Below are 12,323 nucleotides of genomic sequence, written 5' to 3' on the forward strand. Positions count from 1 at the left end.
GGGTGAGGCGCTGGAGAACGTGGGTGATCCCGCGCAGACGCCGGTCCGGCGGGCTTCTGGGCGCACGGTCGGGTGCTGGATGGGGCCATCGAGCGGGCCGTGGGGGGCGCGGATCACCCGCGGACTTCACCCGTCATTCCACCCATCTCACCCCTCGGTACGCCCCCGCCGACGGGTCGGCGTACCCGGGTCTCAGCCGTCGATCAGGCCGCGTACCCGGCCGACCTGGATGGCGCTGTCGCGACTGTGCACACCCAGGCGCCGATAGAGCTCCTTCGCGGTGGAGCGGACCGTCTCGACGCTGACGAACAGCTCCTTCGCGATCGCGGGCATCGTGCCGCCGTGCGCCAACGCGCGCAGCACCTCGAGCTGGCGCGGGGTGAGTTGCGCCTCCTGGCGGCCCGGGTCCGGGGTTCGCGGTGCCGCCCCCAGACCGGGCAGACCGGCGGCATCGGGGCCCAGCCGGTCGACGATCAGCGTCCGGGCCGGGTCGGGCAGCAGGGCCACCACGGCCAGGCTGTTGGCCCAGTCCTCCCGGTCAAGCAACCCACCGACCTCGCAGGCGACATCGTCCCGCGCCGCCAGGGCGGCCAGTCGGACCCCGGTGGCCGCCATCCGCCAACGCAACGAGATGACCTCGAGCTGCAGCACCTGCTCGGTCAACCGGAGCGCGCCCTGGTACTGGCCTTTCGCCACCTCGATGCTGGCCCGCACGGTCACCTCGAGCGGCCGGGGGATGCTGCCGTTGGCGAGCCGGCTCTCGGCCAACCCGACCCGGCCCGCCTGCGCGTCGAGCAGCGCGAGCACGGTCATTCCCGGCCACCATTCCCATTCCGGGCGCTGACCCCAGCTCGCCCGGCTCAGCATCGTCCGCAGCCAGTCGGCGGCGATCCCCTGGCCACTCAGCAGCGCCAGGCGCAGCGCCTCGGCCTGCAGCTGCTGCGGGGCCAGTGGGGTGTCCAGATCGACGGTGGCGGTCCCGGGATCGGCGACCAGCGCGGCCGCATTGTCGGAGCTGTAGCGCTGGGCCAGCTCGGCCAGCACCTCGTGGGTCGGTTCCCCCGGGATCGCGACCTGGCGGTACTGCTCCAACTGGGTACGCGCCTGGAGCGGCGCGCCGCCGACGGCGGCGATCAGCGCCCCGCGGACCAGCGTGCCGGGCCACAGGGTGCTGTACTGCCAGACGGCCGGACCGAGCACGAACCCCATCCGGGACGCCGTGCGGTGACATTCCTGGGCGACATCGGGGGCGCCGGTCTGCAGGGCGGCCTCACTGACCCCGAGCAGCACCCCGGCCACCAGGGCCAGGTCGTCGCGGCGGGTGGCCGCGTCCGCGTCGGCCAGTTGGTCGGCCTCGGACGCCAGCGCGGCGGTGACCTCGGTGAGCAGCTGTGCGGCGCGTTGCCGGTCCGAGGGCCAGCCGTTCGCGACCATGCCGGCGAACCAGCGCTGCAACCGACCGACCGCCGAATCGGGCTCGATCACCTCGTTGGCGAACAGGAACGCGAACTCCTGCCAGAGCTGCGGGGTGTCCTGCGGCGCGGCCGCCGGCGACAGGTCGCCACCGATGAACCGGCGTGCAGCCTCCAGGTGCCGCAGACCGCGGGGCACATGATCCGGCCAGCGCGCGGCGTACTCCTCACAGTCGAATCGGCTCAGGTGGATCAGCAGGTGCACGGTCCGCCCCAGCACCCGATCCAGCTCCCGCCAGCCCCGCAGCCCGGTCAGAATCCGCATCCGGTCCGGTCCGGTGATCCCGGGCTGGGTCTCGGCGAGGGTGAGGAAACGCCCCCTGGTCTCGGCGGCCCGCTCCGGATCGCGGGCGCGCAGCAACTGCAGCAGCGCGGCGGCCAGGCCCTCGGGCAGGAACGGTTCGACGCTCACCCCGGAGACGAAGACGCTCGCCGCGCGGGCCACCTCGACCTCCCACGCCTCGACGGCTCGCTCCTGCCAGGCGCCGGTCAGCAGCCGGATGGTCTCGCCGCTGGCCCGCGGTGCCCAGACCTGCGCCTCCAGCAGCGGATCGGCGAAGACCAGGTCGTAGATGCGTTCGGCCCAGTCCCGGCAGACCGGTTCGAGAACCTCGGGGCCGGCTCCGGGCAGTCCGGGTTCGGCCAGCAGTTGCGGTACGCCTCCGGTGAGCAGTTGCAGCCGGCGAGCGAGCACCGGGTCGCCCGCGGCGGCCGGTTGCAGCAGCGGCACCTCGGACTCCAGCACGCTGAGATCGCGATGGTCGATGACCAGGTCGAACCAGGACAGGTCCGGACCGCCCAGCTCGTCGCATTCGGCGACCGCGACCAGATGACTGGCCGGGAAATCGGGGGACAACCCATCCCAGTGGGCACCCAGGCTGAGTGCCTCGACCGGCGCCAGGGCGCCCAGGTCGACGAACATGGTGCGGCCACCGACGTTCGCGGCGCGGGCCCGGGCGGTCCCCCGCTCCGCCTCGACGATCCAGTCCTCACCGACCAGCGCGGACAGCGCCGCCCGGACGGTGGCCGCCGGCTGGTACTCCCGCGGCGCCCAGACGAAGATCCGGTCATGACCGGCCATCCGGGCGGCCAACCGCGGCGCCAGCGCCTCGGCGACCGTGCCGTGGGCATCGTCGGCGGCCTGGCCACCGCTCGCCACCACCTCGACCATTCGTTCTGTTCCCATCCGGGCACCATCTCCCCGATTCCCCGCGCGGGGTCCCCCTCTGCCTGTCTTCTCAGCTCAGGGACCGATCCGACCCCTTGGCTGACCAGAAGTCTAGAGAACCACCCCGCCTTGCTCCGGGGCGGATAGCAGATTAGGCTTTATGGAAATCTTCTTTCACGATCCGGAAATGCTCCCCTGGGGCAGATGGAGGAATCCCATGACCGACCGCGTCACGATCGGCCGCCTGTCCATCGATCCCGAATTGCACGAGTTCGTCCGCACCGAGGCGCTGCCGGGCAGCGAGGTGGACGAGGCAGCGTTCTGGGCGGGCGCCGAACGGCTGCTCGCCGAACTGGGCCCGCGCCGGGCCGAGCTACTGGCGACCCGGGACCGGTTGCAGCAGACCATCGACGCCTGGCACGGCGAGCATCCCGGTGCGATCGACCAGGCGGCCTACGAGGAGTTCCTCACCGAGATCGGTTATCTGGTGCCGGAGCCGGACGAGGTGCGGGTGACCACCCGCGATGTCGACCCGGAGATCTCCGCGGTGCCCGGGCCGCAGCTGGTGGTGCCGGTGCTGAACGCCCGGTTCGCCACCAACGCGGCCAATGCCCGCTGGGGTTCGCTCTATGACGCGCTCTACGGCACCGACGCGATCGATGAGGCCGACGGCAAGGAGAAGGGTGGCGACTACAACCCGGTCCGCGGCCGGGCCGTGGTCGCCTGGGCGCGCGACTTCCTGGACTCCATCGCCCCGCTCGCGGGTGCCAGCCATGCCGACGCGCAGGCGTACCGGATCGTCGACGGCCACCTGGAGGTGCAGACCGAGTCCGGCCCGGTGCGGCTGGCCGACCCGGCCCAGCTCGCCGGCTGGCGGGGTGCGCCGGAGGCCCCCGAAGGCATTCTGCTGGTGCACAACGGCTTGCACGCCGAGATCCAGATCGACGCCGACGACTCGATCGGCGCCGCCGACCAGGCGGGGGTCAAGGATGTGCTGCTGGAGTCGGCGGTCACCTGCATCATGGACCTGGAGGACTCGATCGCCGCGGTCGATGCCGCCGACAAGGTGCAGGCCTGGCGCAACTGGCTGCAACTGATGCAGGGCACGCTGGCCGAGGAGGTCAGCAAGGGCGGGCGCACCTTCCGTCGCGAGCTGAACCCCGATCGCGACTACTCCAGCGCCACCGGTGAGCTCACCAAGAAGGGCCGCGCGCTGCTGTTCGTCCGGCATGTCGGCCATCTGATGGATTCCGAGGCGGTGCTGCTGGACGGAGAACCCGTCTCGGAAGGATTCCTGGACGCCCTGATCGCCGGCCTGGGCAGCGTGCACGATCTGCGCGGGCCGAACGCCGGCGGCAACTCCCGGACCGGGTCGGTCTATGTGGTGAAGCCCAAGATGCACGGCCCCGAGGAGGTCCAGCTCACCGTCGACCTGTTCGCTGCGGTCGAGGAGATCCTCGGACTGGAGCCGAACACCTTCAAGGTCGGCATCATGGACGAGGAGCGCCGCACCTCGGCGAACCTGAAGGCCTGCATCGCCGCCGCCAGGGACCGGGTCGCGTTCATCAACACCGGCTTCCTGGACCGCACCGGCGATGAGATGCACACCTCGATGCAGGCCGGCCCGATGGTGCGCAAGGCCGCGATGAAGGGCACCGACTGGATCAGCGCCTACGAGGATTCCAATGTCGACGTCGGCCTGGCCTGCGGGCTCAAGGGGCACGCCCAGATCGGCAAGGGGATGTGGGCGGCGCCGGACAACATGGCGGAGATGCTGGAGCAGAAGATCGGCCATCCGAAGGCCGGCGCCACCTGTGCCTGGGTGCCGTCGCCGACCGCGGCCACCCTGCACGCCACCCACTACCACCAGGTGGATGTGCTGGCCCGCCAGGACGAGCTCGCCGCCGGCGGGCCGCGGACCGAGCGCAGCGCGCTGCTCACCGTTCCGGTCGGTGAGGCGGCCGAGTGGTCGGAGCAGGATCGCCGCGACGAGGTCGACAACAACGTCCAGGGGATCCTCGGTTACGTGGTCCGCTGGGTCGATTCGGGCGTCGGCTGTTCCAAGGTGCCCGACATCACCGGAACCAACCTGATGGAGGACCGGGCGACCTGCCGGATCAGCTCCCAGCACGTGGCGAACTGGCTGCACCACGGTGTGGTCGACAAGGAACTGGTCGAGGACAGCTTCCGCCGGATGGCGGTCAAGGTGGACGAGCAGAACTCCGGCGATCCCACGTACCAGCCGATGGCCCCGGCCTTCGACGGTGAGGCCTTCCGGGCGGCGCAGGACCTGGTGTACGCCGGGTTGGAGCAGCCTTCCGGTTACACCGAGCCGATCCTGCACCGGCGCCGGGCCGCCAAGAAGGCCGAGGACGCCGGGAGGAGCTGATGACCGAGGGCGTGCAGTCGGTATCGCGCGCATTCGGCCTGCTGGAAGCGATTGCCGATGCCGGCGGTGAACTGACGCTGACCGAGTTGGCCGAGGCCAGCGGGTTGCCGATGCCGACGATCCATCGGTTGCTGCAGACGCTGGTGGCCGGCGGTTACGTCCGTCAGCAGGCATCCCGGCGTTATGCGCTCGGTGCCCGGCTGATCCGGCTGGGCCGGCAGGCCGACCGTCAGGTCGGAGTGCTGGCCCAGCCGGAGCTGCGGCGGTTGGTGGTCGAGCTGGGTGAGACCGCGAATCTTGCCGTGCTGGAAGGGGATACCGCGGTCTATCTGGCGCAGAGCCCGTCGGCGCACTCGATGCGGATGTTCACCGAGGTGGGCCGTCGGGTCGCGGTGCACAACACCGGGGTCGGCAAGGCGATGCTCGCCGGACTCGACGATGCCGCGGTGCTCTCGCTGCTGCATCGCACCGGGATGGAACAGCGCACCCCGCGCAGCCACGCCACCCCGGAGGCGCTGCTCGCCGACCTGGCCGAGATCCGGGCACGCGGCTATGCGATCGACGACGAGGAGCAGGAGCTCGGCGTCCGCTGCTATGCGATGGCGGTCCCGGATGCGGAGCTGCCGGTGGCCCTGTCGGTCTCCGGACCGGTCAGCCGGGTGGACGAGGCCTTCGCCGCCCGCGCTATCCCCGCCCTGCGCGAGGCGACGACCCGGGTCTCCGCCGAACTCGCGGCCTCCAACGGCGGGTGATCGCTCGCTCAGTCAATGGGTGAGCAGGGACCAGACCTCGGCGCGCACCTCGGGGAGGTCGACGGGTTCACCGGCCAGGGTCTGCAGGGCCTCGACGACCGGCCAGCCGATCAGCGCGCCGTAGCGGGCGGAATAGATGGCCAGGTCGGTGATCCGGTAGGCGTCGTCGCGGTCGAAGAACAGATAGCCGAGCAGCTGGTACACATCGGCCAGGCTGAGCCGGTCGCTGCGTACCCCGGTCTTCGGGTCGCGTACGCCGAGCCGGGTCTTGATGTCGATCAGGACGCCACCGGCGATCAGATCGGCGTCGGCGGCGCAGAACTCCGATCCGGTGAAGGTGGGTCCCAGCCGGTACGGCGGCCGCAACCGGGGCAGCAACTCGCGTTCGGCCAATCCCTGCAGGGCAACGAGTTGCTCGATCGCGTCGGCACCGGCCAGACCGAGCAACTCGGGGGTCCGGAACCGATCCGCCCGCAGCAATCCGTCCAGCGCCGAACCGCGACGGAGCCCGGCCCGGTAGACCTCGGTGGTCAGCGCCAGCGCCCAGCACGCCCGGCCGAGTGCGGCCGCATCCCCGTTGACCGCGGCCCGTTGCGCGGCCTTCACCACGCCGACGATCTGCTCCAGTTCCCTGGCGTGGTTGGCGAAGCCGATCCAGCTGATCTCGGCTCGATCCTGCGGGTCGAGCAGGAACCGTAGCGCCAGATCCAGCGCCGCCCCCACCTGGCCCGGATCGGCGCTGCCGCCCGCCACCCGCAACTCCCCCGACCGCGCCCGGAAGTCGGTCTGCAGGGCGCGGACGTGCGGGAACCGGCGGTCCAGGAACTCCCGCAGCGGTGACCGCTTGTCACCGAGGGCGGCGGTCAGATTGCTGTAGCGGTAGGCCATTGCGGGCCGCTCAGTCGTCGCCGCCGGCGTCCTGCTGGGCGAACCGCTTCTCGATCGCGGCGATCAGCTTCGGCCGCAGCTCGGTCGGGCTGATCACCTCATCGACCGACCCGACCTCGACGGCCCGGTGGATCGAGTGGATGCCGTCGAACTCGGTCGCCAACTCACCGATCTTCTCCGCCCGCAGCTGCGGCCGCAGCTCGGCGAGCTCCAGCATCAGCGCACCGCGTTCGGTGTCATCGGCGGCCGCGATCCGTTGCTCCAAAGAGGTTGCGCGCTCATCCGCCGCCGCCCGCCGGTCCACCTCGGAGGAGAAGACGACCGCCGCGGCGGGCGCACCGCCGAGCACCGAGGCGTACGAGCCCTCGACCGCCAGCACCGTCAGCTCGGGGTTCAACCGCTTGCTGAACACCACGAACGCACCGCCGTGGTATCGGCTGATCACACAGAACACGATCGGGCCGTCGAAGTTCACCACCGCCCGGCCGATCTCGGCACCGTACTCCAGCTGAAGATTCCGCATCGACTCCGGCGATCCGTCGAACCCGGACAGGTTGGCCAGGATCACCAGCGGCCGGTTGCCGGAGGCGGCGTTGATCGCCCGGGCCACCTTCTTCGACGAACGCGGGAACAGGGTGCCCGCGGTCCAGGTGTCCGGGCCGTCGGTCGCCAGATATCCGTGCCGGGCAACGGGTTTCGACTCGATCCCGACCAGGCACACCGGATAGCCGCCGAGTCTGGTGTCGGCGACCACGGCGGTATCGGCATCGGCCATCTTCGCCCAGCGCTCCAGCATCGAGGCGTCCGCGTCGGCGACGGCCCGCATCACGGTGCGGATGTCGAAGGGCTTCTTGCGATCGGGGTTCCTGTCGACGGAGAAGATCTCCCCCACCGTCGCGAATTCACCCTCGTGCGGGAAGTCCGAGATGTCCCGATCCACCGGGTCACTGGTCTCGGTGCGCCGCGGCCGCTCCTCACCGGGCAGCACATAGCTGTGCTCGTAGTGGCTCATCAGGATGCCGAAGGCGGTCACCAGATCCGGCGCCCAGTACTGCGCCTGACCGTTGGGGCCCATCACCCGGTCGTATCCGCCGATGCCGTAGTTGTCCTCGGCCGAGACGCCGCCGGAGAAGTCCAACGACTGCTTGCCGGTGAGCACCATCGCCGAATCCGGGGTCATCACCAGGATTCCCTTGGTGTGCATCAACATCGTGGCTTCGGCGTTCCAATAGGGCTGGGCGCCGACGTTGATCCCGGCGACGACGACATTGATCTCACCGCCGTCCTGGGTGAACTCCACGATCCGCTTCAGCGCGGCCGCCACCCAGTCCATGTTCTCGGTGCCGGAGTCCATCGACACCCGGGCTCCCGCGGACAGCGCGAACCACTCGACCGGGACGCCGAGCTCCTCGGCCAGGTCGATCCCGGCGATCACCAGCCGGCACTCCGCCTCGGACAGCGCACCGAGGGAACGGGTCGGGTCACCGCTGAGCACCACCCGGGTGATGCCCTCCGGATAGATCTCGGTCGGGGTGGTCACCACCGCGGCGATGATGCCGGCCGGGTTGCTGCCCTCGGGCCGCTCCACCGGCACGAAGGCGCCATCGTCGTCGAAGTCGTATTCCACCACCGTGCCGCCGCGACCGGCGAGCAGGGGTTTCAGGTCATAGGGGTACGCCAGCCCGCGGCGGCGGGCCCGCATCGCCCGGGCCGCCGATTTGTCCAATGGCTGCAGGGGTTCCCGCGGTGGGGCGGTGACATCGGCGATCGTGCCGCGGCCGGGCGTGTTGTGGAACCGGATCGCGATCGGGCGCACCTTGCCGTTCGGGCCGGGGATCCGGCCCATGGTGAGCACCTCCTCGATCCCGGCGCCCTCGCTGAGCGGGGTGATCTTGGACTGCAGCGCGGTGAGGTGTTCCGGGTCGGCGTCCACGACCGGCCAGACGGTGACCCAGACGTGGTTCACATCCATCCGCGAACCCGCGCGGCCGCGGGCGGTCCGGACCCGGCGGATCGCCTCCAGCCCGTGCTCCACCGCCCGCTCGGCGTGCGGCAGGGCGACGGTGCGGCCCTCCTCGTCGCGGACCGCGGAGACCTGGCGCACCTGCGCCATCGCGATCAGTCGCCGGTCGGCGGGGTTGCTGCGCGCCACCGCCTCGTAGAGCAGCACGTCATCCGGCGCCTCCAGCCTGGTGACGTCGAACTCCGCGAGCCGCCACAGGTTCAGCCGGCGGCCCACCATCGGGTGGATGCCGTGCACCAGCTCGTCCTCGACCATGGTGAACTGCTCGGCCGCCGGGTCGGGACGCATGGTGAAGTAGTCCACCGGGCCGCCGTCGGTCGGGCAGATCGCGATGCTGACCCGGCGGGCGCGGCGGGTGAAGTCCTGCGATTCCAACCAGGACAGCAATCGCTGCCGCAGCTCGGGCACCTCGCCGACCTCACCCGGCCAGCGCAGATAGATCTCGACCACGTTCTGCTGGTCGTCGGCGAGCTGCTCGGCGACGGCCCGGGACAGCGGCGAATCGGCGACCAGTTCGGCCTCCTCGCCGATGGTGGAGATCACCCGGGTGTCACCGTGCCCGTCGGCGGTGTAGGAGGCGTAGACGACCGGTCGGCCGGCGACGTCGGTGACGGTCAGCCCGCGCAGGTCGTATTCCAGGTAGTGCCGCTGGATCAGCACCTCCAGCATCGGCTCGATGCTCGGCAGCCCATCGGCCATCCGGTCCCGCAGGAAGCCGACCAGTTGCTCCGGGATCGCTGCCAGGGCAGCGATCCGGGTGTCCCGGTCGGCGGCGTCCGGGTCGCTGAGTGCGTCCAGTTCGGCGGCGACCCCGTCGAGCACCTCGCGGCGTTCGGCGTCCACGGCCGGCTGGTCGAACCAGCGGAACCGGATCGAGCGGGCCAGGTCACCGATGATCGGCTGGCGGCGCTGGGTGGCCCGGACGGTACGCTCCAGCAGCGCGCGGGCGCGGACGGCCCGCTCGCCGGTGGGCGGGGTGTCCCCGGCCCAGCACTGCAGCAGCCCGACGATCACATCGACGTCCCAGTTCCGCTGCTGGGCAAGGAGAATCCGGAAAACCGCCTGCTCCAACTCCGGGGTGCGATCCAGTGCGGTGATGCCGTAGTGCGCCAGCACCCGCAGCAGCCGGTCGGCGAACACCTCGGGCAGTGCGCTGCGCTCCACGTCCAGGGTGCGCAGATAGTCGTGGAAGTGCTCGCGGGAGCTGTGCACCCGCAGTTCGGTCTGCAGTTCCTCACCGGCCGGGTGGTTGCGCAGCAGCTCGGCGATGTCGGCGAAGATGCCGATCAGCTCGCCCTCCTCGGCCTGCACGTCGATTCCGGCGGCGACCAGCTCGGGGCGCAGCGCGCGGTATTCGGCGATCAGCTCCTCGCGGCCGGTGACGTCGTGGCCGAGCAGCAGGGCACGCAGTTCGGCGAGCACGGCCCGGCCCCGCTCAACCGGGGTCGCCTCCCCCGCCGCCTCCGGCAGATCCAGCGGCACGGCCTCGGTCTCGGTCTGCTCCTCGTCCTCCCCCAGCGGTTCGAGCCGGGCCAGCGGCGTACCCGACTCGACCTGGGTGCCGGCGCGGACCAGCAGTTCCCGCACCCGCGAGGCCGTCGGCGCCGGCAGCACGGTCTCCATCTTCATCGACTCGAGCACCAGCACCGGGGCGCCGGCGGCGACCTCCTGGCCGACCTCGACAGGGGTGGCGACGACCAGGGCCGGGGCCGGGGAGCGCAGCACGCCGCCCTCGTCGCGGCTGATCCGGTGCGCGACGCCGTCCACCTCGACCAGGGTGGTCGGGCCCTGGCTGGCGGTGACCAGCCGATAGCGGCGGCCGTCGACGGTGATCCGGCCGTGCACCTCGTCGAGCCGGGTGAGCGCGGCCTCGACGGTGCGCGGCGGCTGGCCGGGGGCGGTGATCGTCACCCGGTGCCGGTCGGGGCCGATCTGCTGGACCGCGGTGGCGTAGGTGGTGCCGCCGAGCTTGAGTTCGATCTCCTGGCTGGTCTCGTGCCGCAGCTGCGGCCGGCCGCCGCTGGCGGTGGCCAGGAAGTGGGCGATCTCGGCGCGCTGGGCCTCCTCGGCGGCCAGCACGGCGGCGGCGACCAGCGCCACCCCGGTGTGCCGGTGCGCGGACAGCCCGCCGGCGGCGCGGACCCGGTCGATCCACCCGGTGTCGGCCCACTCCGGTTCGCCCCGGACCACCTCACCGGCGTCCAGCAGTTCGAGCAGGAAACTCTTGTTGGTGGCGCCGCCGTCGATCACCACGGTGGTCTCCTGCAGCGCCCGGCGCAACCGGGCCAGCGCCTCGGAGCGGGTGGCGCCGTGGGCGATCACCTTGGCGATCATCGAGTCGAAATCGGCGGGAATGGTGTCCCCCTCGGCGACACCGGTGTCGACGCGGATGCCCGGACCGGAGCCGAACTCCAGCCGCCGGATCCGCCCGGGCGCGGGCGCGAAGTCGCGGTCCGGGTCCTCGGCGTTCAACCGGGCCTCGACAGCGTGGCCGTGCTCGACGGGCCGCTCACCGGTCAGCGGCGTACCGCCGGCGACCTGGAGCTGCAGCCCGACCAGATCCAGCCCGGTCACCGACTCGGTGATCGGGTGCTCGACCTGCAGCCGGGTGTTCACCTCCAGGAAGGCGAACTGCTTGCTCTGCGGGTGATAGAGGAACTCGACGGTGCCCGCGCCGGCGTACCCGACGGCGATCGCCAGCCGCTCGGCGGCGGCCTTCAACTCGTCGGTCTGCTCCGCATCCAGCAGCGGCGAGGCGGATTCCTCGATCACCTTCTGGTTGCGGCGCTGCACCGAGCAGTCGCGGACGCCGACGGCCCAGGCCGTGCCCTGACCGTCGGCGATCACCTGCACCTCGACGTGCCGGGCGCCGGTGACCAGCGACTCGAGGAAGACCACCCCGCTGCCGAAGGCCCGCTCGGCCTCGTCGCGGGTGCGCTGGTAGGCGTCGGTCAGCTCGGCGGGCGAGGTGACCTTGCGGATGCCGCGGCCACCGCCGCCGGCGCTGGCCTTGAGCATCAGCGGGTAGCCGATCTCCTCGGCCGCGGCGAGCGCGTCGTCGAGGGTGTCCAGGCCGCCGCGGCTCCACGGCGCGACCGGTACGCCGACCTCCTCGGCGATCAGCTTGGAGCCGATCTTGTCGCCGAGCCGGCGCATCGCCTCGCCGCTGGGGCCGAGGAAGGTGATGCCGAGCCGGGCGCAGAGGTCGGCGAAGGCCGGGTCCTCGGCGACGAAGCCCCAGCCGACCCAGACCGCGTCGGCCTCGGTCTCGACCAGGGCGCGCTCCAGCACCGCGAGGTCCAGATAGGGCCGTGCGGAGGCCGGACCCAGGGCGTACGCCTCATCGGCCTCGCGGACGAAGGCCGAGCCGGCGTCGACGTCGGTGTGCAGGGCGATGGTGCGGACGGGCTCATTGCCTTCGCACTGCTCCCCGCTGAGACAGCGCCGCGCGTTCAGGTCGCGGACCGCGTGGATGAGGCGCATCGCCGCCTCACCGCGGTTGACGATGGCGAGCCGGGTGATCGGAGCGGTGTCGGAGGACGAAGGCACACCGCGACTCTGCCAGACCCGGGCCCGCGTACGGGGACCCCAACACCCACAGATGTCGCGCCCGAGATTAGGTGGAATCCCA

Annotated in this window: 5 protein-coding genes; 2 read left to right on the forward strand and 3 right to left on the reverse strand. The window is 71.4% G+C overall.

The window, feature by feature from the left end; translation table 11 throughout:
- Window positions 1-192: 192 nt before the first annotated feature.
- Window positions 193-2,658: a helix-turn-helix transcriptional regulator gene (locus C8D81_RS09650; protein ID WP_133625991.1), complete on the reverse strand. Its 2,466-nt coding sequence runs from the start codon at window positions 2,656-2,658 to the stop codon at window positions 193-195.
- A gap of 199 nt (window positions 2,659-2,857) precedes the next feature.
- Here C8D81_RS09650 and C8D81_RS09655 point away from each other — a divergent pair, with 199 nt between their 5' ends.
- Window positions 2,858-5,029, forward strand: a complete 2,172-nt coding sequence (locus C8D81_RS09655; RefSeq protein WP_094355197.1) for a malate synthase G — start codon at window positions 2,858-2,860, stop codon at window positions 5,027-5,029.
- Complete coding sequence (locus C8D81_RS09660) at window positions 5,029-5,781, forward strand: IclR family transcriptional regulator (RefSeq protein WP_094355198.1); 753 nt, start codon at window positions 5,029-5,031, stop codon at window positions 5,779-5,781. Before C8D81_RS09655 ends, C8D81_RS09660 begins: the two co-directional genes overlap by 1 nt.
- Before the next feature lie 12 nt (window positions 5,782-5,793).
- Here the strand turns inward: C8D81_RS09660 and C8D81_RS09665 are convergent, their stop codons facing one another.
- Both C8D81_RS09665 and C8D81_RS09670 read right to left on the reverse strand, forming a co-directional pair.
- Complete coding sequence (locus C8D81_RS09665; RefSeq protein WP_094355199.1) at window positions 5,794-6,669, reverse strand: hypothetical protein; 876 nt, start codon at window positions 6,667-6,669, stop codon at window positions 5,794-5,796.
- A gap of 10 nt (window positions 6,670-6,679) precedes the next feature.
- Entirely contained in the window at window positions 6,680-12,241 is a 5,562-nt protein-coding gene (locus tag C8D81_RS09670; RefSeq protein ID WP_229237951.1) for an ATP-binding protein, read from the reverse strand.
- Window positions 12,242-12,323 lie beyond the last annotated feature (82 nt).

The sequence above is a fragment of the Enemella evansiae genome, assembly GCF_004362375.1.
Lineage (GTDB): Bacteria > Actinomycetota > Actinomycetes > Propionibacteriales > Propionibacteriaceae > Enemella > Enemella evansiae.

Bases quoted from the DNA above. Each gene is read 5' to 3' on its own strand.
- C8D81_RS09650 (WP_133625991.1), bottom strand. From the start codon at position 2,658: ATGGGAACAGAACGAATGGTCGAGGTGGTGGCGAGCGGTGGCCAGGCC.
- C8D81_RS09655 (WP_094355197.1), top strand. From the start codon at position 2,858: ATGACCGACCGCGTCACGATCGGCCGCCTGTCCATCGATCCCGAATTG.
- C8D81_RS09660 (WP_094355198.1), top strand. From the start codon at position 5,029: ATGACCGAGGGCGTGCAGTCGGTATCGCGCGCATTCGGCCTGCTGGAA.
- C8D81_RS09665 (WP_094355199.1), bottom strand. From the start codon at position 6,669: ATGGCCTACCGCTACAGCAATCTGACCGCCGCCCTCGGTGACAAGCGG.